The sequence below is a fragment of the Novosphingobium sp. SG754 genome, assembly GCF_013149315.1.
Lineage (GTDB): Bacteria > Pseudomonadota > Alphaproteobacteria > Sphingomonadales > Sphingomonadaceae > Novosphingobium > Novosphingobium capsulatum.
On sequence record NZ_JABGCC010000003.1, the window covers coordinates 504,346 to 529,565 of the forward strand.

The 25,220-nt window shown below is 66.7% G+C and carries 14 protein-coding genes; 7 read left to right on the plus strand and 7 right to left on the minus strand.

Annotated elements, in window-relative coordinates; all coding sequences use genetic code 11:
• Window positions 1–6: 6 nt before the first annotated feature.
• The 4 genes from nagE to FHW97_RS10230 all read right to left on the minus strand — a co-directional run bounded on the left by nagE (window position 7) and on the right by FHW97_RS10230 (window position 6,549).
• On the minus strand, window positions 7–1,740 hold the full coding sequence (gene nagE / locus FHW97_RS10215; protein WP_062783965.1) for an N-acetylglucosamine-specific PTS transporter subunit IIBC: 1,734 nt from the start codon (window positions 1,738–1,740) through the stop codon (window positions 7–9).
• Complete coding sequence (gene ptsP / locus FHW97_RS10220; protein WP_171798864.1) at window positions 1,737–4,295, minus strand: phosphoenolpyruvate--protein phosphotransferase; 2,559 nt, start codon at window positions 4,293–4,295, stop codon at window positions 1,737–1,739. The genes nagE and ptsP overlap by 4 nt, the downstream gene beginning before the upstream one ends.
• 86 nt (window positions 4,296–4,381) lie before the next feature.
• The gene (gene nagA, locus FHW97_RS10225) at window positions 4,382–5,518 is read right to left on the minus strand and encodes an N-acetylglucosamine-6-phosphate deacetylase (RefSeq protein WP_171798865.1); all 1,137 of its coding nucleotides are present in this window, start codon (window positions 5,516–5,518) and stop codon (window positions 4,382–4,384) included.
• Entirely contained in the window at window positions 5,515–6,549 is a 1,035-nt protein-coding gene (locus FHW97_RS10230; protein ID WP_171798958.1) for an SIS domain-containing protein, read from the minus strand. Before FHW97_RS10230 ends, nagA begins: the two co-directional genes overlap by 4 nt.
• 744 nt (window positions 6,550–7,293) lie before the next feature.
• On the opposite strand from FHW97_RS10230, the gene FHW97_RS10235 reads away from it, so the two are divergent.
• Together FHW97_RS10235 and FHW97_RS10240 are read left to right on the plus strand one after the other, a co-directional pair.
• The gene (locus FHW97_RS10235; protein ID WP_171798866.1) at window positions 7,294–9,243 is read left to right on the plus strand and encodes a methyl-accepting chemotaxis protein; all 1,950 of its coding nucleotides are present in this window, start codon (window positions 7,294–7,296) and stop codon (window positions 9,241–9,243) included.
• 107 nt (window positions 9,244–9,350) lie between these two features.
• Complete coding sequence (locus FHW97_RS10240; RefSeq protein ID WP_171796697.1) at window positions 9,351–11,252, plus strand: NPCBM/NEW2 domain-containing protein; 1,902 nt, start codon at window positions 9,351–9,353, stop codon at window positions 11,250–11,252.
• 30 nt (window positions 11,253–11,282) lie between these two features.
• Here FHW97_RS10240 and FHW97_RS10245 read toward each other — a convergent pair whose 3' ends face one another.
• Together FHW97_RS10245 and FHW97_RS10250 are read right to left on the minus strand one after the other, a co-directional pair.
• Entirely contained in the window at window positions 11,283–12,587 is a 1,305-nt protein-coding gene (locus FHW97_RS10245) for a sigma-54 dependent transcriptional regulator (RefSeq protein WP_171796698.1), read from the minus strand.
• A 3-nt stretch (window positions 12,588–12,590) separates the two neighbouring features.
• Window positions 12,591–14,324: an ATP-binding protein gene (locus FHW97_RS10250; RefSeq protein WP_253941707.1), complete on the minus strand. Its 1,734-nt coding sequence runs from the start codon at window positions 14,322–14,324 to the stop codon at window positions 12,591–12,593.
• Between the two features lie 229 nt (window positions 14,325–14,553).
• On the opposite strand from FHW97_RS10250, the gene FHW97_RS10255 reads away from it, so the two are divergent.
• The 5 genes from FHW97_RS10255 (at window position 14,554) to FHW97_RS10275 (ending at window position 22,590) form a co-directional block, all read left to right on the plus strand.
• Entirely contained in the window at window positions 14,554–15,897 is a 1,344-nt protein-coding gene (locus FHW97_RS10255; protein WP_171798867.1) for a dicarboxylate/amino acid:cation symporter, read from the plus strand.
• Window positions 15,898–15,927: 30 nt separating this feature from the next.
• Window positions 15,928–17,412, plus strand: a complete 1,485-nt coding sequence (locus FHW97_RS10260) for an alginate export family protein (RefSeq protein ID WP_171798868.1) — start codon at window positions 15,928–15,930, stop codon at window positions 17,410–17,412.
• An 88-nt stretch (window positions 17,413–17,500) separates the two neighbouring features.
• Window positions 17,501–19,159, plus strand: coding sequence for a M20/M25/M40 family metallo-hydrolase (locus FHW97_RS10265; protein ID WP_171798869.1), 1,659 nt, complete (start codon window positions 17,501–17,503; stop codon window positions 19,157–19,159).
• A 218-nt stretch (window positions 19,160–19,377) separates the two neighbouring features.
• Window positions 19,378–20,877 (plus strand): MDR family MFS transporter, encoded by a 1,500-nt coding sequence (locus FHW97_RS10270; protein WP_171798870.1) that lies wholly within the window; start codon window positions 19,378–19,380, stop codon window positions 20,875–20,877.
• Window positions 20,878–21,093: 216 nt separating this feature from the next.
• The gene (locus FHW97_RS10275; RefSeq protein ID WP_231627607.1) at window positions 21,094–22,590 is read left to right on the plus strand and encodes a diguanylate cyclase domain-containing protein; all 1,497 of its coding nucleotides are present in this window, start codon (window positions 21,094–21,096) and stop codon (window positions 22,588–22,590) included.
• Between the two features lie 79 nt (window positions 22,591–22,669).
• Here the strand turns inward: FHW97_RS10275 and FHW97_RS10280 are convergent, their stop codons facing one another.
• Window positions 22,670–25,183, minus strand: coding sequence for a TonB-dependent receptor (locus FHW97_RS10280; RefSeq protein WP_253941708.1), 2,514 nt, complete (start codon window positions 25,181–25,183; stop codon window positions 22,670–22,672).
• Between the last annotated feature and the right edge of the window lie 37 nt (window positions 25,184–25,220).

Here is a 25,220-nt window from a genome sequence, read left to right on the forward strand (position 1 = left end):
CGTAGCTCAGGCGCGCCAGGGAGCGATCGCGGCCTCGGCAAAGAGCACCTGCGGGCCGGTGGGCGTGGCCACCACGCCGCGCGCGCCCAGCGCGGCAAGGGCGCTTTCATCCACCACCGTGCCGGCCGGCAGCAGCAGGCGCCCATGCACGCTGCGAGCCTGGGCCAGGGCCGCCGTACCGCCCAGCGCCTGCGCCAACTCGGCCGGAACGCTGGCGGGATCGATCGCGCTGGCAAAGCTGCCGGCCTCGGTAATCGGGGCCTTGGCCGGTGCCGCGCTGGGTGCAGGCGCGCCCATGGCGGCGCGGATTTCCACCGCCACCTGATCGGCCTGCGGGCCGAGCACGACCTGCAGGGCGCGCGGAGAGGGGCGGATCAGGCCTTTAGCTCCCAGGCCACGCAGCGCGGCTTCGTCGATGCTGGCCTGATCGGCCACCACCAGGCGCAGCCGCGTGGTGCAGGCGCCCACTTCCACCAGATTGGCCGCGCCGCCCAGCGCCGCGACAAAGGCCTGGCCGCGTTCGCCCGCCAGCACCGGCGCGCCGCCGTTGCCCATGGGCACGTCATCGCGGCCCGGCGTCTTGAGGTCAAAGCGCAGGATCGCCCAGCGGAACACGCCATAATAGACGCTGGCATAGATCAGGCCCACCGGGATCAGCAGCAAGGGCTTCTGCGCCTTGGAGAAATTGAGCACGTAATCAAGCAGTCCGGCCGAAAAGCCAAAGCCCATGTGCACGCCCAGCGCCGCCATCAGCGCCATCGCAATGCCGGTCAGCACCGCGTGGAACGCATAGAGCACCGGCGCCAGGAACATGAAGCTGAACTCGATCGGCTCGGTCACCCCGGTCAGGAACGAGGTGGCGGCAAGGCTCAGCAGCATGCCGCCGGTGGCTTTGCGCCGCTCGGGCCGCGCGGTGTGATACATCGCCAGGCACGCGGCAGGCAGGCCAAACATCATCACCGGGAAGAACCCGCTCATGAACGCGCCAGCAGTCGGATCGCCGGCAAAGAAGCGGCGCAGATCGCCCGTGGTGCCGTGGTAATCGCCCAGCACGAACCAGGCGATGTTGTTGAGAATGTGGTGCAAGCCCGTCACCAGCAGCAGGCGGTTGAGCGTGCCGAAGATGAACAGCCCGATCCCGCCGCTGGCCAGCGCCGCCTCGCTCGCGGCATTGGCGCCGGCATTGATGCTGGCCAGGCTGGCGCCCAGCAGCCCGGCCAGCGCCACGCCGGCAACCCCGCTGATGATCGGCACGAACCGCCGGCCGCCGAAGAAGGCGAGGTATTCGGGCGGCTTGACCGTGGAAAAGCGGTTGTAGCCGATCCCGCCGATGATCCCCGAGACAATGCCCAGCGGCACGGCAACATGATCGACTTGCGCGCTGCGCCAGGCCGCCGTCACTGCCGGCAGCGCCGCCTTGGCAACGCCCGCCACCACATCGGCCGGCACGGCCAGCAGCGCCTTGGCGCCTTCGCTCGCCACCAGGAAGCACACCACGCCGGCAAGCGGCGCGGCGCCGTTGCCATCCTTGGCAAAGCCGGTGGCCACGCCAATGGCAAACAGCAGACCGAGATTGGCAAACATGGCATTGCCCGCCGCGCTGACGAAATCGAGGCCCAGCAGATCGGGCTGGCCCAGCCGCAGAAGCAGCGCCGCCACCGGCAGCACGGCGATCGGCAGCATCAAGGCGCGGCCCAGGCTTTGCAGATGTTGCAGCGCGTTGTTCACGGCTTGGCTCATTGGGTAACCCCTTCGATCATCTGTGTGGCCAGCACGCGCACTTGCGCGGCGCTCGAGGCCTGGAGCACGGCACTGGCCAGGCCCCGGCAATCCTGGGCAGAGAGCGCGCGCACCAGCGCCTTGATTTCCGGCACCATCGCTGGCGCGGCGGAAAGTTCGGTCACGCCAAGGCCGATCAGGATCGGCACGGCCAGCGGATCGGATGCCAGGCCGCCGCACACGCCCACCCACTTGCCGTGGCTTTGCGCGCCTTCGCAGCACAGGCCGATCAGGCGCAGCACGGCAGGGTCGAGCCCGTCGATGCTGCCCGCAACCGCGGGATTCCCGCGATCCATGGCCAGGGCATATTGCGTCAGATCGTTGGTGCCGATCGACAGGAAATCGCATTCGGCGGCCAGGGCATCGGCCATCACGGCAGCGGCGGGTGTTTCCACCATCACGCCCAGCGGCACTGCGGCCACGCCCAGCTTGGCGGCCTCGGCATCAAGGGCAGCGCGCACGGCGCGCAGTTCCTCGACCCGCGCGATCATCGGCGCCATGACCTTGACCGCGCCTGCCGCTGCCCCGGCGCCCGCGCGCAGCACGGCGCGCAACTGTGGCACCAGCATCTCGCGCTGGGCCAGCCCCACGCGAATGCCGCGCAGGCCCAGCGCCGGGTTTTCCTCTGCCGCCATTGGCAGATAGGGCGCCGGCTTGTCTCCGCCGATATCGAGCAGGCGGATGATCAGCGGCCGCCCGTCAAGCGCCTGGGCAATGGCGGTGTAATCGGCGGTCTGCTCGTCTTCATCGGGCGCGCTGGCGCGATCGAGGAACAGGAATTCGGTGCGCAGCAAGCCGCAGCCTTCGGCGCCACTGGCTACGGCCGGGGCGGCCTCGCTGCGCTTGCCGAGGTTGGCGCAGACCTCGATCCGCAAGCCATCGCTGGTGCGACCCTCAAGGCCTGATGCGGCCTGCGCGGCGGCCTTGCGTGCCTGGCGCCGTGCCGCTTCGGCCTGGGCCGTGGCCCAAGTGGCGGCATCGGGATCAACCGTCAGCGTGGCGCCGGTGGCATCGAGCAGCAGCGGCGTGCCCGGCGCGATCGACAGCACGCGCTGCCCGGCCGCGACCAGCGCGGGGATGCCCTTGCTGGCGGCGATGATCGCCACGTGCGAGGTTGGCCCGCCTTGCGCAGTAACCAGGCCAGCCACTTGCGCGGGTGAAAGCGCCGCGACTTGCGAAGGTACGAGATCGCGCGCGATCACGATCGCCGCCTCGGGCAGCGAGACGGCGGGCGGTTCCTGGCCGGCGAGATGCCATTGCAGTTGCCATTCCAGGTCGATGAAATCGTCGGCACGCTGGGCAATGTGCGGATCGGGCGCGGCGCGCAGCGTGGCGGCGCGGGCCTGCATGGTGCGCTGCCAGGCCAGGCTGGCGCTGTCACCGCGCGCCATGGCATCGCCGACGCTTTCCAGGATGTCTTCATCGTCCAGCAACTGGCGATGGGCGGTCAGGATCGCGGCCTGCTCGCTGCCGGCCTGTTCCTGCGCGCGCTGTTCCAGGGCCGTGCGAAAGGCGGCGAGGGCCTGGGTGAAGTGGGCGATTTCGGCGCCGGCATCGCCGCTCGCATGCGCGGTGCGCGGCGGTTCGGGGCGTTCCAGCCAGGCCGCCTGGCCAATGGCATAGCCGGCCGCAGCAGTTACTGCCATCAGCCGCTCGCCCGGCGCGATCGGGCTGGTATCGGTGCTTTCGGCCGGCTTGTGCGCCGGGGCCGACGTGGGCGCGGCCTGTTGGTCGAGCGGGCGTAATTCACCCATGCCGGTGGCGATCAGGTCGGCCAGGGCCTCGATCACGGCCGCCGCGGCCGGGCCGCTGGCCAGAAGCGTCAATTCGTCGCCATGGCGCAGGCCCAGGGCCATGACCGAGCTGGGGCTGCGCAGGCGGCAGGGCGTGGCTTGGGGCGTGGCGGCCGGCACGATGCGCACATCGGCGTCATAGCTTTTGGCCAATTCTGCCAGCCGCGCGGCCGGGCGCGCGTGCAGGCCATGGGCGAGCGGCAGGCGCAGCGTGGCCTGTGCGGTGGCGGCAAAGGCAGCAGCGGGCGCGGCGCTTTCAGCTTGCGCGGAACCCAGCACCAGCAGCGGCGCGCCACGGGCGATGCAGCCGGGCACGGCGCGCTCGATCACGGCATGGCCGGCGGTTTCGGTGATCACGATCGGGGTGATCATGCCTTTGACGCGCGGCGCCACGGTGCCCAGGTCCACGCTGATCAGCCGGTCACCGGCAGCCACGGTATCGCCCGCCTGCACATGGGCGACAAAGCCCTCGCCATTAAGGCGCACGGTTTCCAGCCCGATGTGCATCAGCACTTCCACCCCGCCGGCCAGACGCAGTGTGATGGCGTGGCGGGCGGCGTGAACCGACACCACCGTGCCATCGGCGGGGGCGTGCAGCGTGCCATCGAGCGGATCGATCGCCATGCCATCGCCCAGCAGCCTTTGCGCAAAGACCGGATCGGGCACATCGTCGAGCGGAGAGAGCCAGCCATCGAACGGCGCGGCAAGGATCAGGCTGGACATGGGCTGCATCAGCTTTCTTCTGGGGCTTTGTTCAGGCAGGCCGTGGCAGGGGGGCAGCATCGCTGGCGCGCCACCTGCCACGCAGATCAGATCACGGCGCCGCCGCCGATCCAGCACTGCACCGGCTGCAGGGCGGCGTCCAGCCACACCATATCGGCGCGCTGCCCGGTGGCCAGGGTGCCGATCTCGTCGGCCAGGCCCAGGAACGCGGCCGGCGTGGCGCTGGCCATGCGGCTGGCCATCGGCACGTCAGCGCTGGTCAGAGCCACCATCGTGCGCACCGCGCCCGCCATGTCGAGGCTGGAGCCGGCCAGCGTGCCGTTCTCGTCCTGGCACACGCCATCGGTCACGGTGATGGTACGGCCGTTCAACTCGAACGAACCGGCGCTCATCCCCACGCTGGGCATGGCGTCGGTCACCAGCATCAGCCGCTCGGTGCCTTTCATGCGCAGCGCGATTTCCAGCGCTGGCCCGGCCACGTGCACGCCATCGGCAATGATGCCGCACCACACCGCATCGTTGAGCAGCGCGGCGCCGACCACGCCAGGCGCGCGATGCAGCAAGGGTGACATGGCGTTATAAAGGTGCGTCACCCCGGTCAGCCCGGCGGCAAAGCCGGCCTGCGCCTCGGCAAACGTGGCATTGGTATGCCCCGCGCTGATGATCACGCCGGCCGCGCGCAGACGTTCCAGCGCCTGCGGCTCCACCTGTTCGGGCGCGATGGTCAGCATGACCTTGCCGCGCCGCGGGCGGCACAGTTCGGCCAGCAGGTCTTCATCCAGATGGCGGATCAGCGCCGGATCGTGCACGCCCTTGCGCACGGCATTGATGAACGGCCCTTCGATATGCAGGCCGACGATGCCCGGCAGGCCCTGGGCAATGGCGGCATCGACCACGTCGAGCGCTGCGGAAATCGCCGCCGGCGTATCGGTGATCAGCGTGGGCATCAGGGCCGTGGTGCCAAAGCGCGCGTGCGCCTGGGCAATCGTCGCCAGCCCTTCAACCGTGATATCGTTGTTGAGCAGGGCCCCGCCACCGCCATTGACCTGGCTATCGACAAAGCCAGGCAGCAACCAGCCGCCGTCGAGATCAACCACGGTGCCATCAACCGGCACATCGGCCGCAATATCCGCGATGCGCCCGGCCTCGATCCGCACCGTAGCCGAAGGAACGATGCGATCACCCAGCAGGATATGGCCGTTGGTAAACGCCAGAACGGTCATCGCGTGCGGGTCACTTTCGCCAGGAACGGAGGCTCGTCGGGATTGAAACCCCGGCTGATGGATAGCGCATTGACCATGCGATAAAAGCTCGCAATGCGCAGCAGCGGCGCGATCGCCTCGTCGGCAGCCACGGCGGGCAGCACGGTCAGGTTCGGCCCGGCGGGAACGGCCTCAGGCTCGGGCGTGGCCAGGAACACCTGCGCACCGCGTTCGGCGAAATCGGCGCAGACCTGGCGCACGTCGGCCCCGGCCTGGCCGCCGATGTCGAAACCCAGCACCGGGAAACCATCGCGCACGATCGCCATCGGGCCATGGCGCACTTCGGCAGAGCTGAACGCTTCGCCATGCAGGCCGCTGGTTTCCTTGAGCTTGAGCGCGGCTTCCTGCGCGATCGACAGGCCATAGCCGCGGCTGATCAGGAACAGGTTGGTGGCATCCTGCAGGCCGGCGCGGGCCACGTCCCAATCCAGGGCAAAGCTTTCATCGAGCGCGGCGGGCAGAGTGGCCAGAGCCGCATTCAGCGCTTCGTCCTGGCTCCATGCGGCGACCAGCGCGGCAATGCCGGCCAGCGAGGTGATGAACGACTTGGTCGCCGCCACCGAGATTTCCGGCCCGGCGCACAGCGGCAGGGCCACGTCGGCCATCTGTGCCAGCGGCGATTGATCATTGTTGACCAAGGCCACCACCAGGGCGCCAGCGGCCTGATAGCGCTCTACCGTGGCGAGCATGTCGGGGCTGTGGCCCGACTGCGAAATGGCGATGCACAGCGGCGCGTTGCCGGCCGCGGCGCGCATCGGTGCATCATAGAGCGAGACGGTGGAGAACGCCGCCGAGGCAGTCGGCACGCCGAGCAGCGTTTCGATCATGTACTTGGCATAGGTTGCGGCATGGTCCGACGATCCGCGCGCACAGGTCAGCACCAAAGACGGCGGCGCCTGGCGCAGCCGCGCGCCAAGGTCTGCCAGGGCCTGGGCATTGTGGGCCATGAAGCGGGCAACCGCCGCGCCGGCCTCGGCCGCTTCGCGGTGCATCCAGGTGGCCGTGGCGCCTGCGCCCGGTTCAGGGGAACTTGTGGGCGTGATCAACTTGGCCTCCACGCAATAACCTTTCGGGTTGGTTGAACGATGGGATCGTGGTCTGTCGCGTGCCCTACCGGCTGCGCCGTGCAAGACAGGTTTGTTATACATGCCAGGCAAATGAGTGCAATGGTAGCAAATAGGTATTTTTTTGTCCTTGTGCCGTCTCCCGCACTATATGGCGAAAGCCTTGGTTTCGCTGCAAAGGGGTGGGGCCAAGCCGCTTTCGCATGCGTTGTCGAAACTCTGCAAAGCGCAGCGGCACAAGCGGCATTTTGTGGGAAGGCGTGCGAACTTACATAACTGATTTATATAAATACCATGACAAATGAGCATGGGGGCTGGCGTCGTCCCGCATACGGTCAGCGGATCGCCAGCGCGGTCCTGCGGGACGAAAGGAGCCATCATGCGCCGACCCAGCCGTGCAATCGGCCCTGCAATGGTATCACATGCAATTTGCCTGTCGTGTCGGCCAGCGGAGTCTGAGGCGCCGTTCCGCGTGGCTTTCCGCAGCTCTCGCCCGCGCGCTGTGCGGGTGTGGAAACGATACCAATTTGCCGCCAGAATCATGGGCCTGGGCGATGCCTAATAACGGCGTGCCGCCTGGCTGCGTAGTCCGGCGCATCGCCGCTTTACGCCGCCTTCAGCGCGCCCGGCTAGATCAGCGGGCCTGCCCAGGCATGGTAAAGGCGAGGATTTATGGCCGGCTCAACATTCTTCATCGGGTCGCTCGACCCCACCTATCGCGACATCGCCCGGGTCGAGGCTGCGCTCGCCAGCGGTGATCTCGGTGCCCGGTTGGCGGTTCCGTTCGGCAATCGCCGCTCCGCCGCCCTGGCCGAGGCGATCAACCAGCTGCTCGACAGCGCCACTGCCCCTGCGCGCGATCTGGGCGCGGCGGTACAGGCCATGGCCAGCGAGCATGCACGCGGCGATATCGACGCGACCATCGCTGCCGATCGCTTCAAGGGCGAATTGCACCAGGTTGCCGGCGCGATCAACGCCATGGTGGGCGAACATATCACCGTGAAGAAAAAGGCCATGGCCTGCGTCCAGGCGATCGGCGTGGGCGATTTCAACGCGCCGCTCGAAGCCTTCCCCGGCAAGAAAGCCTTCATCAACGAGGTGATCGAAACCCTGCGCAGCAACCTTATTGGTCTGATCCGCGACATGAACGCGATGAGCGCAGCGCACGACCAGGGCGATATCGATGTGGTCCTGCCGATGGAGCGGTATCACGGCGATTTCGCCACGATGGCGCAGGGCATCAATACGATGGTGGGCGAACATATTGCCGTCAAGAGAAAGGCCATGGCCTGTATCAAGGCGTTTGGCGAAGGCGATTTCGATGCGCCGATCGAGCAGTTCCCCGGCAAGAAGGCCTTCATCAACGACAATATCGAAGGGCTGCGCCGCAACCTGCGCGCGATCACCGGCGAGATCGGGCAGTTGATCAAGGCCTCCACCGCGGGCGAGCTGACCCGGCGTGGCGAGGCGCAGCGCTTTTCCGGCGATTTTGCCGGGCTGATCCAGGGCATCAACAGCATGCTCGACGCGATCCTGCTGCCCATTGCCGAAGGCAACCGCGTGCTCGCCAATGTCAGCGAGGGTGATCTGCGCGAAAAGGTCGAAATCGCCTGCGAAGGCGATCACCAGCGCATGAAGAACGCCATCAACGCCCTGGTGGACAATCTGCGCACCTTTGCCGGCCAGATCAGCGACGCCAGCGAAACCGTCTCGTCGAGCAGCCAGGAACTGGCCGCGAGTTCGCAACAGGTTTCCCAAGGCGCGGCAGAGCAGGCGGCCGCGAGCGAGCAGGCTTCTTCCGCGATGGAAGAGATGGCCGCCAACATCAAGCAGAACGCCGACAACGCCGCCCAGACCGAAAAGATCGCTCGGCAATCATCCAAGGATGCCGAAAGCTCGGGCGTGGTGGTCAGCCGGGCGGTCGAAGCCATGCGCACCATTGCCGACAAGATCGGCATCGTCCAGGAAATCGCCCGGCAGACCGACCTCTTGGCGTTGAATGCCGCGGTCGAGGCCGCACGGGCCGGCGAGCATGGCAAGGGCTTTGCCGTGGTGGCCAGCGAAGTGCGCAAGCTGGCCGAACGCAGCCAGACCGCCGCTTCGGAAATCGGCGCGGTTTCTGCCGATACCGTCAAAGCCGCGAGCGAGGCAGGTGACATGCTCGGCCGCCTGGTGCCCGATATCCGCCGCACGGCCGAGCTGATCAGCGAGATCAGCGCCGCCTGCCGCGAGCAGGATATCGGCGCGGCGCAGATCAACCAGGCGATCCAGCAGCTTGACCAGGTGACCCAGCAGAATGCCGGCGCTTCGGAACAGGTTTCGGCTACCTCGGAACAACTGGCCGAGCAGGCGGACGAATTGCAGGCCAGCCTTGGGTATTTCACGCTTGATGCCATCCCGCGCGCGGCACGCCCGGCCGGCGGCGCGCGCGGCGGCAAGGCACGGGCCAAGCCGCCCATCGCAAACCCGGCCGCCCCGCGTGCGCGGCCAGCGCCCCCGGCGCGCATGCCACGGCTGACCGCTGCGGCTGGATCGCTGGGCGATCAGCAGGCCCGGCTCCAGGGCTTTGCACTTGATCTGTCGGCTGGCGGCATGGACGAGGATGACGCCGCGTTCGGCTGACCTGCGGTTCGATTTAGGGCGGGGGCGTAGCGGATGGTTGCGCCCAAGGGCGCTGCGTTGCATGGTAGCGATATCAGCGCGATTGCCCCTGCCGAACGGACCGCCCCATGACCAAGCTGCCTCTTGCGTCGTTTCTTGCCGTGCTTGCCTGCCTGACGCCGGGCTGCCACGCCGCAGCGGCGCCCGATCCGCTGGCGCCCACTGGCCGGTGGAGCGCCAACACGCGCGGGCAAGCCGCCACGCCGCCGATGGGGTGGAACAGCTGGAATGCCTTTGGCGCGGCGGTCGATGAAACCAAGCTGATGGCCTCGGCCCGCTTGCTGGTCGACAGTGGCCTGGCGGCCAAGGGCTATCGCTATGTCGATATCGACGATGGCTGGTGGCTCAAGCGGCGCATGCCCGATGGCCGCATGCTGGTGCGCACGGCCAACTTCCCGTCTGCCACAACGGCCGATGGCGGCACCTCCTTGCGCCCGTTGACCGATCGGCTGCATGCCATGGGCCTGAAGGCCGGAATCTATTCCGACATTGGCCGCAACACCTGCAGCCAGGTGTTCGGCGGCGCGGATGCGCCCAATCTGCCCGAAGGCACCCAGGCCGAGCGCGAAACCGGCCTTTATGGCCATGTCGAGCAGGATATCGCACTCTATTTCCGCGAGTGGAATTTCGACCTGATCAAGGTGGATGGCTGCGGCATCCGCGGGCTTGGGCCAGACAATCCGCGGGTCAAGGCCGGGCTCTATCGCCCGCTCGGGCCGGTGATCGATTTCGATGACCTGCCACGCACCGACATTGCCGAAGTGCGCCGGCTCTATGGCGCGGTGGCCCAGGCCCTGGCGCGCACCCGCCCGGCGGGCGACTATGTGCTGTCGCTGTGCCTGTGGGGTTCGGCCGACGTGCGCAGCTGGGGCAAGGACATCGGCAACATGAGCCGCACCAGCGAAGATATCTCGCCCACCTGGGCGCGGATGCTGCACAACCTCGATACCACGGCGCGGCGCGCGCTCTATGCCCATCCCGGCAGCTGGAACGATCCCGACATGCTGTTCATCGGCAAGGGCGAATTCGATGCCGCGCATATGGTGGAGGCGCGCTCGCACCTGGCGCTGTGGGCCATGCTCAATGCCCCGCTGCTGATCGGGATGGACCTGCGCCAGGCCACGCCCGACCAGATCGCGCTGCTCGGCTGGGCCCAGGCGATTGCGCTCAACCAGGATCGTGCCGGCAACCAGGCCGTGCTCGCCTATGACAGCGCCGAAGTGCAGATCTACGTCAAGACGCTGGCCGATGGCAGCAAGGCGGTGGCCCTGCTCAACCGCAGCGACGCGCCGACCCACGCCACCTTGACGGCCGAGCATGCCAAGCTGACCGGAACGATTGCCACGACCGACCTGTGGACCGGCAAGACCGGCAGCTTCACCGGCGAAATCACTGTGCCGCTTGGCCCGCATGAAACCGTGCTGCTCAAGCTGGTGGGCCGCCATCGCCTGGCCAATGGTCTCTATCTTTCGGAAATGCCGGGCAGTGTGAATCCGGCGATCGATGGCGTGGTGCAGCCCCAGCCCGATCCGCTGGTTCATCGCGGCTTGCTGCCGTGGAACGATACGCGCGGGGTCGGCGAGCATCCGCGTTATGGCGGCTGGGGCGGGGCGGCGGTCGATACCGGCCCCTATGGCCAGCAGTTGCAGGCCGGCCACGAAAAGCTTGATACCGGGATCGGCATCCTGGCTGGATCGCGTATGGAAGTGCGCAACGCCGGCCATGCCCGCTTCACCGCGCGCGTCGGGGTGGATGATGCGGCCTGGGGCAACAGCGGCGCGGTGACGTTCCTGGTCTATGGTGACGGGCGCCTGCTCGCGCAGTCTGCGCCGATGCGTGCGGGCAGCGCGCTGGTGCCGCTGGTGGCCAACGTGCGCGGCGTCAAGCTGATTGAGCTGGTTGCCCGCCCCGCCAAGGCCAGCGTGGCGCCCGATCCGGTGGTGTGGGGAGAAGCCGCCCTGCTCAATTGAACGGCATCGTTCCGTTTTCGCGTGGCGCTGTCATTCTTGCCGCAGGGCCTGAAGATCGATGCCCAGCTTGTTGATCTTGTAGTAAAAGGTCTTGCGCGGCAGGCCCAGCGTGGCGATCGCCGTGGCAATGCGCCCTTGCGCGGCGCGCACAGCGGCGATGATCGCCTCGCGCTCGAACGCATCGACGCGGTCTGCCAAGGGTTGCGGGGCAGGCGCGCCGTTGTCGCTGCTGTCGGGCGTGACCAGACCCAGCACGAACTGCTGGGCAAAGCGGGCCAGTTCGTGGGCGTTGCCGGGCCATGCGTGATGATCGAGCCGATCCTGTACGGCGGGCACCAGGCGCGGCACCGGCAGACGCGCGCGGGCAGCGGCCTCTTGCGCGAAGTGGGCGAAAAGCAGGGGAATATCCTCGCGCCGGGCGCGCAGCGGCGGGATGGCGATGCGCATGCCGGCAATGCGGTGCAACAGGGCTGGGGGCAGGGGGGCGGCAGCCTCGCTGCCTTGGCCGCCCGCGCCGGCCGTGGCAATCACGCGCAGGTCGAGCGGCACCGGCGCCTTGCCCGGCACGGCCAGGGCACGCTCTTCCAGCACAGGCACGAGCAGGTTGTGAAAGCGGCTGCTGGCGCCGTCGATATCGTCGAGCAGCACGGTGCCATAGCTGGCGTGGACCAGGCTGGCCCCGCCTGACAGCGAGAATATCTCGTCTTCCAGCGCGGGCGCCAGACCGGCGCAGTTGATCGTGGCCAGGCGGTGGCGGCGGCGTTTGCCGCCCTGGTGGATCAACCGCGCCAGAAGTTCCTTGCCCGTGCCGGTTTCACCCTCGATCAGCAGGTCGAGATCGGCATCGGCGAGCGTCGGGATCATGTCGCGCAGGCGCCGGATGGCCGGGGAGGCGCCGATCAGCGCGCTGCCGCCGCTGTCTTGCGCCAGGGCCTGAAGCCGGCGGTTTTCCAGGGCCAGGGCGCGGGCATGGGCGGCGCGCTCTGCCGCCGCGATCAGGGCCTCTGCGGCAAAAGGCTTGGTCAGGAAATCCCAAACGCCAGCTTTCAGCGCATCGACCGCCATGCCAACATCACCATGCCCGGTGATGAGGATCACCGGGAGTTCGGCATCGCGGGCATGCAGCGCGCGGAACAGGTCTATGCCCGAAAGACCGGGCATGCGCACGTCGCTGATCACCAGGCCAGGCCAGGCAGCACCCACCGCCCCCAGCGCTGCGGGCGCGTCGGCAAAGGCTTCCACGGTAAAGTCGGCCAGGCGCAGCAGTTGCGCAGTGGAGGCGCGCAGATCCTCGTCGTCTTCGACCAGGGCGATCAGGCGGGCAGGTTCTGCCACTGGCTATTCCGCCACGGCCAGGCTGATGCGGAAACAAGCGCCGGTGGGGCTGGGCACCTGGACCAGGCTGCCGCCGAATTCTTCCATGATGTCCTTGGCGATCACCAGCCCCAAGCCAAGGCCCATCGGCCGGCTGGTGGCAAAGGGCGTGAACAGCCGCGGGGCGATATCGGGGGCAAGGCCGGGGCCATTGTCGGCGATGTCCACGTCGACCATCGCGCCATCGCGGCGGATATCCAGGCGGATCGCCGGAGCGGCGGTGCCGGCCAGCGCCTCGATCGCGTTTTGCAGCACGATCACCAGCACCTGTTCCAGCCGGGTCTTTTCCGCCCGTACCTGCCAGGCCGGATCGGGCGCGGGAAGGGACAGCGCCACACGGCCCAGCTGTTCTTTCAGGATCAGCCGCGCGCCATCGATCGCCTCGGCCAGGGGCACCGCGCGATCGCCCCGGCTGCCCTTGCGGGCAAAGCCGCGCAGATGCTCGGTCACGGCGCCGATGCGATCGGCCAGGCGGGTGATCGCCGCCAGGTTGTGCGCAACTTCGGCGCTCTCGCCGCGGTTGAGCAGCAGCGCGGCGCTGGCGGCATAGTTGCGGATCGCGGCGACAGGTTGCGCGGTTTCGTGGGCGACGCTGGCCGTGACCTGGCCCAGCGTGGCCAGGCGGTTGGCCTGGCGCAGCCCTTCGCGCAAAGTGGCGGCGCGGGCTTCGGCCGCGGCGCGCTCGTGTATTTCGCTGCGCAGTTCAGCTGTCGCCTGGGCCACCGCGCTTTCCAACTGGGCAGTGCGGCGGCGCCGTTGCCGCGCGCGCTCCACCAGCGCGGCGGCCACGGCGCCGATCAGCAGCACGATCAGCGCGGTGATCGCCTGGGCCACGCGCACGGCGGGATAGACCGCGCCGGCCAAGGGCAGCGCCAGGTTGACCCGCCAGCCCGCTGCATCTGGCGCCGTCGCGACCGCAAGGTGCGGCGTATCCGTGCCGGCGGGCACCACCATGCCGTCGCGGGCCAGGGCAAAGGGCGCCGTGGGCAGGGCTGCCACACCCAGCGACAGCCGTTCGACCCGCGCCAGGCCAGGATCGAGCGGGGTTGTTGCGGCAAAGCGCCAGGCCGGACGGCTCGCCACCAGGATCACGCCGGCGCGATCGGTGACATAGGTGATCCCGCCCGCGCGGCGCCACGCGCTTTCGATGCCGTCGAACTCCAGCTTGACCACCACCACCGCCGCCCCGCCGGCGGCGCGGGTGGCGAGGTAGAGCCCAGGCCGGTGGCTGGCAGTGCCCAGGGCAAACTGCTGTGCCTGCCCGGTTTGCAGGGCCTGCTGGAAATAGGGGCGGAAGGTGTAGTCGCGCCCGATGAAGCTGTGCGGCTGGCGCCAGTTGCTGGCGCCAAAGGCCATGCCCTGGCGATCGATCACATAGATCGCTGCCGCGCCGAATTCCTGGGCCAGTGCCTCCAGCTTGCGGTTGAGCGCGGCTTGCGCTGCCGGGGCGGGCGTATGGCCAGGGACAGGCGTGGCTGCCACCAGGTCCCGGTCATCAGCCAGCGCGCGAGGCAGCAGGCGGAACCGCGCGATTTCGCTGGTGAGCAGGGCCTGGCGCAGCCGCAGGTCTTGCCCGGCGCGTGTTTGCAGTCGGGCCAGCATGACATGGCGCGTGATCGCACCGGCCACCCCGGCCGCCGCCATGGCCACCAGCACGGCGGCCACCAGCACCATCGCCACGGCGCGGAATCGGTTCAAACTACCCACGCCAGACGCATAGCATAATGTGTCAAAATCTGCACATCGGGATTTTCGAGTGTGCCGATTTCTGGACAAAGAATGCCATCGCGATTTGGCAAGATTCTGAAAAAGCGTCACTTATTCGGGGCGTAGCAAAAGCTTTCGGTGGGCATGGCCGCCGCCTATGGTAATGGCCGAGCAGGACCGAGCAACGCGCCCTGCCGAGAGGACGAAAGGCTTTCCCACGATGAACCTCGCTGTCACCACTCCGTCTGCGCCCGTAGCCGGGCATGGGCCACAGCGGCCTCGCAAGTGGTATCGCCACCTCTATGTCCAGGTCTTGACCGCGATTGCGGCAGGTGTGCTGCTGGGGCATTTCCATCCGGCGGCGGGCGAGGCGCTCAAGCCGCTGGGCGATATGTTCATCAAGCTGGTCAAGATGGTGATCGCCCCGGTGATCTTCCTCACCATCGTCACCGGGATTGCCGGCATGCGCGATCTGGCGGCAGTGGGCCGCGTGGCGGCCAAGGCCTTTGCCTATTTCCTGTTTTTTTCGACGCTGGCGCTGATCGTGGGCCTGATCGTGGCCAATGTGCTGCGGCCGGGGGCGGGGCTGAATATCAACCCCGCCACGCTCGATGCCGGCAAGGTGGCCGATTATGCCGCCAAGGCGCATGAAAGCACGATCGTGGGCTTTTTGGGCGCGATGATCCCGGACACGTTCCTTTCGGCGCTGACCCAGGGCAACATCCTGCAAGTGCTGGTGGTGGCGGTACTGTTCGGCATTGCCCTGGCCTCGGTCGGCGATCGCGGACAGCGCGTGCTCGATCTGCTCGAAGACGTTTCGGGCGTGGTGTTCAAGCTGGTGTCCATCGTGATGAAGGCGGCGCCGATCGGTGCCTTTGGGGCCATGGCATTCACCATCGGCAAGTATGGCGTGGGCAGCCTGGCCAATCTCGCGCAGCTGGTGGCCGCGTTCTACGTCACCTCCGCGCTGTTCGTGCTCGTGGTGCTGGGCGTGGTGGCGCGGCTGGCGGGTTTTTCGATCCTGCGCCTGATTGCCTATCTGCGCGAAGAACTGCTGCTGGTGCTCGGCACCTCGTCTTCGGAAAGCGCGCTGCCCGCACTGATCGAGAAGATGGAGCGGGCCGGCTGTTCCAAGACGGTGGTCGGCCTGGTCGTGCCCACGGGCTACAGCTTCAACCTCGATGGCACCAATATCTACATGACGCTGGCAGCGCTGTTCATCGCCCAGGCGTGCAACGTGGAATTGACGCTGGGCCAGCAACTGCTGCTGCTGGGCGTGGCGATGCTCTCGTCCAAGGGCGCGGCCGGGGTTACCGGCGCGGGCTTCATCACGCTGGCCGCCACGCTGTCGATCGTGCCGAGCGTGCCGGTGGCGGGCATGGCGCTGATCCTGGGCATCGACCGCTTCATGTCGGAATGCCGCAGCCTGACCAACTTCATCGGCAATGCCGTGGCCACCGTGGTCGTCTCGCGCTGGGAAAACGCGCTCGATCATGAACGCCTCGACGCTGCGCTGCACGGCCGGTCGCTGCCGGCCGCGGTGGAACAGGCGCACGCTGCCTAAGCAGCGGCGCATCTAGGGAGAGAAACCATCATGGACCTGCGTTTTTCGCGGCTGCGGGCCGCCACGGCCCCGCTTTGCCTGCTTTCCGCCACTCCGGCCCTGGCCGAAACCACCGCCGAACCGGCTGGCGAAGCCCAGCGCAAGAGCTATCCGGCCGCCTATAATGGCGATGCGGCGGCGGCACCGGGCGGCTATGCCCTGTCGCGCTGGGCAGAGGATTGGCGGGTGATGCAGAACCCGGCCAAGCGCGACGATCCGCTCGACCGGCTCAAGTTCATCCCGCTGGATGACGATGGCGATATCTATCTCACGGTCTCGGGCGAATTGCGCCTGCGCATGAACCTGACGACGAACCCCAACTTGCGCGATGCCCAGGCGCAGCGGCAGGATATCAACCGCGAAACGCTGGGCGCCGATCTGCATGTCGGGCCACACCTGCGCCTCTATGGCGAAGTTTCGCACGGCGGGCTGGGTGGGCGCAATCTGGGCACGCCGGCGGCCACGCTGCGCAACGATCTGGTTCTGCTCCAGCATTTCGTCGAAGTGGGGGCAGACATCGGCAGCGCCGAAGTGGGTGCGCGCTATGGCCGGCAGGAATTTACCGACGGCCCCAATATCCTGGTTTCCCAGCGCGACAACAACACCATCCGCTATACCCTCAACGGCTTTCGCGGCTGGGTGCGCGGGGCCAAGGCGCGGCTGACGGTGTTCGATCTCAAGCCCACGGCCTATGGCGACCTGGGCACTGATGATGACGTGATCGATCCCGCGCGGCGCTTTTCCGGGGCGACGGCGGGGTTTGTCCTGCCCAAGACCCTGCTCGGCGGCTCGCAGCTCTATCTCGATCTGTTTGCCTGGCGGCGGCGCAACCTGGTGGGCACCTGGGGCGGGCGGATCGGCCCGGCCACGCGCTATTACGCCGGGGCGCAGCTGCGCGGCGATGTCGGGCGGCTGGGGCTGGACTGGTCGGTCAACCACCAGTGGGGCACGTTCATGAACCAGGGCATCGATGCCTGGCAGGCGTTCCTGGCGCAGACCTGGCGGATCGGCAATGGCCCGGCCAAGACCGCGCCGCGCCTGGGCGTGCATGTCGACTATGCCAGCGGCGGTGGCGGCTATGGCCAGGGCAAGCTGCGCAATGCCTATGCCCCGTTCGGCAACAACATCTATTTCAGCTATCAGCTCTATCTCACCCCGTCGAACCTGGTGGCGGTGACGCCCAACGCCAGTTTCACCCCGTTTCGCAATGCGCGGATCAGCGCGGAATACGAACTGGCCTGGCGCGATGATGTGCACGACGCGGTCTATCGCGCCAATGGCCAGCCCTTTGCCGGCACGCAGAACGGGCGCGGGCGCAAGATTGCCGATGTGGTGCGCGCGCAGATGGTGTGGAACGCCACGCCGCGCCTGACGCTGACCGGGCGCTATGAACACCTGATGGCGCGCGCGGCATTGACCGATGCCGGCTATCGCAGTTCGGATTTCATTGCCGGCTGGATCAGCTACCGGTTTTGAACCGCTGCGTGGGCGGGCATGATTGCCAGCGATGATCAGGGGGGTATAGCTGGGCCATACCCCCCAATCGTCGTGGAGCATGCCCCCCATGAAACAGGCCGCACTCACCCTTTTGCTGTCAGTGGCCCTGCCTGCTGCTGCCCTGGCCCAGGATGGCGCCGGCGTGCCGGTTCCGGCCAACCAAGCCGCCGGTTTTGACCGCATTCGCGAGGGCGATCTGCGCGCCGATCTGGGCCTGGTGGCGTCGGATGCATTGCAAGGGCGCATGTCGTTGCAGCCCGGTGACGATGCCACGGTGCAGTGGGTTGCGGCCGAATTTGCCAAGGCGGGCCTCGAACCGGCGGCGCAGGACGCCGCTGGCGCGCCGAGCTTCCTGCAAAGCGTGCCGCTGGTGGAATACCGGCCCAATGCAGCGGCCAATTTCGTGGCCCTGCGTAGCGGCAGTGCCACGCGCCGCTGGCAGGCGCCCCACCTGGTGGGCGGCTATCGCGATGACGTGGATATCACCGCGCCGCTGGTCTTTGCCGGCTATGGCATCACCGCCCCTGGCGTGAGCTATGACGATTATCGCGGGATCGACGCCAAGGGGCGGATCGTGGTGGTATTCGAGCACGAGCCGCAGGAAAACGATCCCGCCTCGCGCTTTGGCGGCACGGGCAACACCCGCTATGCCACCAACCGGGTCAAGGCCTTGAACGCGCAGGCCCATGGCGCGCTGGCGCTGGTGGTGATGGCCGAGCCCAACCGCAAGCATCCCTCGAATTTCGACCGCATGATGCGCATTGGCGGCAGCGCCAAGCGTACGCCGCCGATCCCGGCGCAGGCCCTGGTGGACGACGCGCTGCATATTCCGGTGATCACCGTGGACGACGAGGCCGGGGCGGCGCTGCTGGCCGGCACGGGGCAAAGTGCCAGTGCGCTGCAAGCCGCGATCGACCGCGCGCTGGTGCCACAATCGCGCGCCGTGCCCGGGGCCGAGGTAACGCTGCACCTGGAAAACACCGTGCGAATTCGCGGGACCACCTGGAACGTCGCCGGGCTGCTCAAGGGATCGGACCCCACCCTGGCGCCCGAAACCGTGATCATCAGCGCACATCACGATCACGACGGGTCCAGCGGCCCGGAAATCTGGCATGGCGCGGATGACAATGGCTCGGGCACGGTGGGCGTGGTCGAACTGGCGCGCGCGTTCATGGCCAATGGCGCGCGGCCGCGCCGATCGATCCTGTTCACGGTGTTTGCCGCCGAAGAGCGCGGGCTGCTCGGTGCTTATTACATGGCCGCCCATCCGCTGCGCCCACTGGCGACGACACGCGCGATGATCAACTTCGACATGATCGGCCGCAACGAGGCGCCCAGCGACCAGACCACCGGCCTGATCGACATTCCCGCCGACACCACCAACCGCCTCAACCTGATCGGCGCAGCCTATAGCCCGGATTACGCGCGCACCGTGGCAGTGGCCAACCGCAGCGTGGGCTTGGTGCTGGATGACCGGTTCGACCACGAAAACGCGCTCAACGTGTTTTTCCGCAGCGACCAGTTTCCCTTCGTGCTCAACAACATTCCCGCGTTCTGGTTTTTCACCGGGTTTCATCCCGATTATCACCACACCACCGACACGGCCGACAAGATCAACTACGGCAAGATGACGCGCATCCTCAAGCTGGCCTATCTTTCTGCCTGGCGTTTTGCCGACGAGGCGACGCCGCCCGCGTTTGTCGCCGATCCGCCCGGCAAGCGTTGATCGGCAAGCCTAAAGCGGGCCAATGGGGCAGGGTTCCAAATCCTGCCATGGTGCCTATATCGCGGGCAAGCATAAGGCTGGCGGGGTTGCCCGTGGCCTTTCCCGTTGCTGCGCGCCCCGCTTCCCGGCGATGGTGGTGCGCTGTCTCGCCAGACCAGAAGTGAACGTTTGCCCATGATCTTTCCTGCCTGCACCCGGCCCGGCCCGTGGGGCCGCCCATGCTAGCGCCGCGCCGCCGGGGGATTGCCACTGTCAACGCGGAAATCCGCGATGGCATCGTGCCTGCTGCCCATGCGCTGACCCCGGCGCGCGATCCCGGCGGGCCAGAGGCATCGGGCGCGAACTATCGCCTGGTGGCGCTGATCGTCGCCTCGGCGTTGTTCATGGAATTCGTCGATGCGACGGTGCTCGCCACCGCGCTGCCGACGATGGCGCGCGATTTCGGCGTGCGGCCATCGGAAATGAGCATTGCGCTGACCTCTTACCTGCTGGCGCTGGCGGTGTTCATCCCCGCCTCGGGCCTGCTGGCAGACCGGTTCGGATCGCGCACCGTGTTCCGCGCCGCGATTGCCTTGTTCATGGCGGGCAGCTTTGCCTGTGGCCAGGCGCCGAGCCTTTCCTTGATGGTCGCGGCGCGCTTTCTCCAGGGCATGGGCGGGGCGATGATGATCCCGGTTGGCCGGCTCGTGCTGCTGCGCAGCGTGGCCAAGCAGGATATGGTCAACGCCATGTCGTGGCTGCTGGTGCCCGCATTGATCGGGCCGGTGATCGGGCCGCCGCTGGGCGGTTTCATCGTCACCTATCTCGATTGGCGCTGGATTTTCTACCTCAACCTGCCGGTCGGCGTGCTCGGCCTCTGGCTGGTCAGTCGCTATATCGCCAACTTTCGCGAAGACGTGCCGGCCACGATCGATTGGGCCGGCTTCGTGCTCAGCGGCGTATCGCTGGGTTGCCTGCTGTTCGGCTTTGAAATGGCCAGCCGTGCCGGCCAGGGGGCACTGGCCGGCAGCCTGCTCGCGGTCGGCGCCGTCGCCGGCGTGTTCTATGTCCGCCATGCGCGCGGCCGGGAAGGGGCAATCCTCAACCTCGCGCTGTTGCAGGATCGCACGTTCCGCCTGTCGGTGATTGCCGGCTCGGTCACGCGGATCACGCAAGGGGCGCAGCCATTTCTGTTGCCCTTGATGATGCAGGTGGGTTTCGGCTTTTCCGCAGCGCGCAGCGGGATGATCACGGTGGCGACGGCGATCGGCTCGCTGGCGATGAAGGCTGCTGCGCCGCGCGTGCTGCGGGCGCTGGGCTTTCGCCGCACCCTGGTGTGGAATGGCGTGATCGGCACGGCGGGTTATGCCATCTGCGGGCTGTTCGGGCCTGGCTGGCCGGTATGGGCGATGTTTGGCGTGCTGGTGCTCTCGGGCTTTTTCATGTCGTTGCAGTTCACCGCCTATAACACCATCGCCTATGACGGCATCGCCCCGCAGCAGATGAGCAGCGCCACCGCGTTCTATGCCACGTTCCAGCAGCTGATGCTGTCCTTGGGCATCTGCCTGGCGGCGGCAGCGCTGCACGTGGCGATGCTGCTGCACGGCCATGCGCGGCCGCTGCTCGACGATTTTGCCGCGGCGTTCTGGACGGTGACCGCCATATCGCTGTGCGCCACGATCTGGAACCGCCGCTTCGCGCCCGATGCCGGGGCGGAAATCAGCGGACATTCCGAATGAGCCGAACCGGTTTGGGTTGGGCGCGCGCCTTAAGATATCGGGTTTTGCCCGGCTAGGCGGATAGATTTTTCCCCTTTGCCACAAAGCTTTGACTTATAACAATAAATAGCAATACGACCGGCCCTATGCTGCCACCCGAAGTGCAGGGATTAGGGAAAAGTTTACCCTGGTTCGTTAATTTCTTGGCAAAGGGTCGGGACAGGAAAGGGACAGGATGTGGTAGACACATCGGAAGAGGCACGGCTTGCGCTGCTGGAACGCCTGGAACTGCTCGACAGCGCGCCAGAGCAGGAATTCGACGCGGTGGTGCAACTGGCGCAGCAGCTGACGGGCTGCAAGATTGCGCTGGTTTCGCTGGTCGATGCACACCGGCAGTGGTTCAAGGCCAAGGCCGGCCTGGACGTGAACGAAACCCCGCGCGACATCGCCTTTTGCGCCCACGCCGTGGCTGCTGACGACGTGCTTGTCGTTCCCGATGCGCGGCAGGATGACCGCTTTGCGGACAATCCGCTGGTCACCGGTGCGCCCGATATCCGGTTCTACGCGGGCGTGCCGATCCATGCCGCCGAGGACGCAAGCGATGACACGTCGCCGCGCCTGCCGCTGGGCACGCTGTGCGTGATCGATGACCAGCCGCGCACGATCGATCCGGCCGGACTCAAGATGCTGGGGCATTTGGCCACCTTGGTGGAAACGCTTATTTCGGCGCGACGCACGGCCGCGCTGGCCGTACAGATGGCCGAAGAGCGCGGGCACAACTTGCGCGATCTGAGCCGCAAGCACCGGCAACTGCGCCAGGCCGAGCGCATTGCCAACATCGGCTCGTGGCGGCTGACGCTGGGGGACAACCAGCTGGAATGGTCCGACCAGACCTATGCCATTCATGAGATGGAGTGTGGCGCGGAGATATCGCTGAAAGCCGCACTCGATTTTTATGCCGAAAAGTCGCGTGAAATCCTGGTGAGCACGATCGAGCAGACGCTGGTGACGGGCGAGCCATTCGATGTCGAAGCCGATTTCACCACCGCACGTGGCAACTATCGCCGCGTGCGCAGCATGGGTGAATTGGAACTGGAAAACGGCAAGCCGGTTGCGCTGATTGGCGTTTTCCAGGACATTACCGAGCGCCACAAGATGGAAGAGGCGCTGCGCCACGCCGCCCATACCGACGATCTGACCCGGATCGCCAGCCGTGGGCGGTGCAACCAGGTGATCGATGACAGCATCAAGACGACTGCGGCCGCCGGGCAACGCTGTGCGCTGCTGCTGATCGATCTCGATCACTTCAAGGCGGTGAACGATCGCCTGGGCCACCAGGCGGGTGACGATGTGCTGCGGGTGATCGCCTCGCGCCTGCAGGCGCCCTATCTGGCCGGCAGCTTTGCCGCGCGGCTGGGCGGCGATGAATTCGTGCTGCTGATCACCGACCAGGCCCTGCTGCGCGATCTGCGCGGTCTGTTGCGCCGGCTGTTGCTCGACCTGCGCTATTCGATCCGCGCCGACAAGCAGACGTTCCGTGTTTCCGCAACGATCGGTGCTGCCTGGCTCGATGCGCAAACCGCGAGCCGCAGCGACCTGCTGCGCAATGCCGATGCCGCGCTCTATGCCGCCAAGCGCCGCGAGCGCGGCACGGCGGTGATTGCCGGCCAGGCCGTGCCGATCGCGCCGGGCCAAAGCGATGTCGCGCCGGTTGCCATCGCGCGCCAGGGCTGATCATGCAGGAAAAACCCGGCCGCACCGATCCGGATGCGGCCGGGTTCATGGTTGGCAGGCATGAAGGGTTGGGGAAACCTTAGAACTTCACGCTGCCTTCCACGCCGACCAGGCGGCGGGTGCCGGGCGTGATGAACGACCCGCCAAATTCCACCGCCGTGATCACTTCATTGAGATATTGCTTGTCGAGCAGGTTGTTGGCGAAGACCGCCAGGCTGAAGCGGTCGGTCTGGATGCCAGCGCGCAGGTTGACGATGCCAAAGGCATCGCGCCGCGCCACGTCATACTTGCCATCGCCGACAAAGGCCGGCAGCTGCAGCGCCGAAATCGGCAGCAGGCCCGAAAACACCGTGGGCACCGACTGGTTCTGCACGGTGTGGAACCAGGTGGGCCCGGTCAGGCGATAATCGGCGCGGGTGAAGAAGCGCAGATCGCCGCTGCTGATTGCCTGCTCGAACTCTCCCCCCACGTTGAGCGTGTAATCGGCGGTATAGGGAGACTTGTTGCCCACGGTATAGGGCCGCGAGGAGTTCTTCTTGATCTCGCTGTCGGTATAGTTGAACGATCCGAACAGCTTGACGCCCTTGACCGGCTTGACCGTGACGCTGGCCTCGATGCCCTTGAGGTCCACCCGATCGATATTCGAGACCACGCGCAGCAGGCCGAAGCTGCCGACGAAGAATTCGAAGAACTGCATGTCGTGGACCTGGGTGTAATACCCGGCCAGGTCGAACGTGAGCGCGCCATTGAGCAGATTGCCCTTGAGGCCGGCCTCCCACGCGCTCGACCATTCCTTGCGATACTGGTCGTTGACCGTGACATTGGCGCCAAAGGCGTTGACGAAGTTGTCCTTGATGATCTGCGCCGAACCCTGGTTGTTGAACCCGCCGGATTTGAAGCCGATGCCCCAGTTGGCATAGAGGTTGAATTCGCGGGTGGGCTTGTAGCTGACCGTGACCTTGGGCTCGAACTGTTCGAAGCGGGCATGCTTGTCGGTCAGCGGGCCGAATGCCTGGCCCGGATTGATCGGGCCGCCAGTGAACGGATCGGTGGCGGTGGGCACCAGCGAGGACGACTTGCGATCCTCGATATCGTAGCGCAGTGCGAGGCCGGCATCGAACTTGTCATTCGGCTTCCACTCCACCGAGCCGAACGCGGCATAGACATTGGTCTTGAACCGGTCAGCCAGCAGCAGCGTGGTGGGGTTGGTGGAATCGGGCGCATTATAGAGCTGCTTGATCACGCCGTTGCCGGTATCGGCACCCAGACTGACGCCGACCGTGCGCTTGATGTGCAGGTAATAGCCGCCCAGCTGCCAGTTGATCGCGCCGGCATCGCCGATCAGGCGCCATTCGGTGCTGAAATCCTGCTGCTTGCGCACCTGATACTGCGTGCCGTCGCAGGTGGTCGGGCTATAGGGGCCAAAGGTTGAACCCGTGGTCGGCGCAAAGATGAACGGCACCGGGGTCTGGCCGATGAAGCCGGGCGGATTGACCGGATAACCGGTAAGCGCGGCCGTGCTGGAAAAGCAGGAATTGACCGCGGCCTGCGCCTGGGGATTGGCAGCGCTGAGGAAGCGGCCGAAATCGGCCGAGGTGCCATCGGCGACCAGATCCTGGTTGACGTTGGAATAGAGCGCCCAGCCCACCAGCTTGATCTTGTCGGTCAGCTGATGGTCCAGCTTGATCGAGGCGTCAAAGCTGGTCTGGTCGTTGGTGGGGCGGATGTTGTTGTAGAAATGGAACGGGTGGGTGTTGACGTTTTCATAGAACGCCCCGCCGAAATTGGGCAGGTGGAACGCGGCATTGAATGGCAAGGAGGCCCCGTGAAACTCGCTGTAGCGCGCCTTGATATCCAGCTGCGTGCGGCCGCCCTGGCCCACCATCACGCGGCCATCGACCGCCCAGTTTTCCTTGTCATCCACCGTCTTGGAATTGGTGAAGGTGTTTTTGTAGAACCCGTCGGTCTTGTAGTAATAGCCCGCCAGTACGAAGCCGACATTGTCTGCCACCGGGCCGGCGATGTGCGCGCTCGCTTCCCAGGTGTTATAATCGGCATAGGACAGCTTGGCCGCGCCGGTCATCGTGTCGGTGGGCTTGAGCGACTGGATCACGATGGCGCCGGCGGCCGCGTTGCGACCATAGAGCGCGCCCTGCGGCCCCTTGAGCAGTTCCACCTGCTGCAGCGTGCCCTGCGGCTGGTTGAGCTGGGCGGTATTGGTCTTGAGGATGCCATCGACCACCAGCGCGACCGAGCTTTCCGCGTCGCGCGCGCCGTTCATACCGCGGATGTTGATCTGGGTATCGCCAGCCTCGGCAGTGCCGGTGACGATGGTGACGCCGGGCGTCAGCTTGACGAAATCCTCGGCCTTGACGGCGCCGGTGCGCTGCAGGGCATCGGCGGTGAGCACCGCCACCGAGGCGGGCACGTCCTGCAGGCGCTCGTTCTGGCGGCGCGCGGTGACGATGATGCCGCTATCGTCGCCAGACGCGGCGCCAGACTGTGGCGCCTCTTGCGCAAAAGCGGGCGTTGTGGTGGCCATGGCGGCCAGCACCGAAACGGTGGCAAGGAAGCTCGAGTGGGAAAGTCGCATTGCATTCTCCCTGTTCGCTGGCGCGGCCCCACCCAGG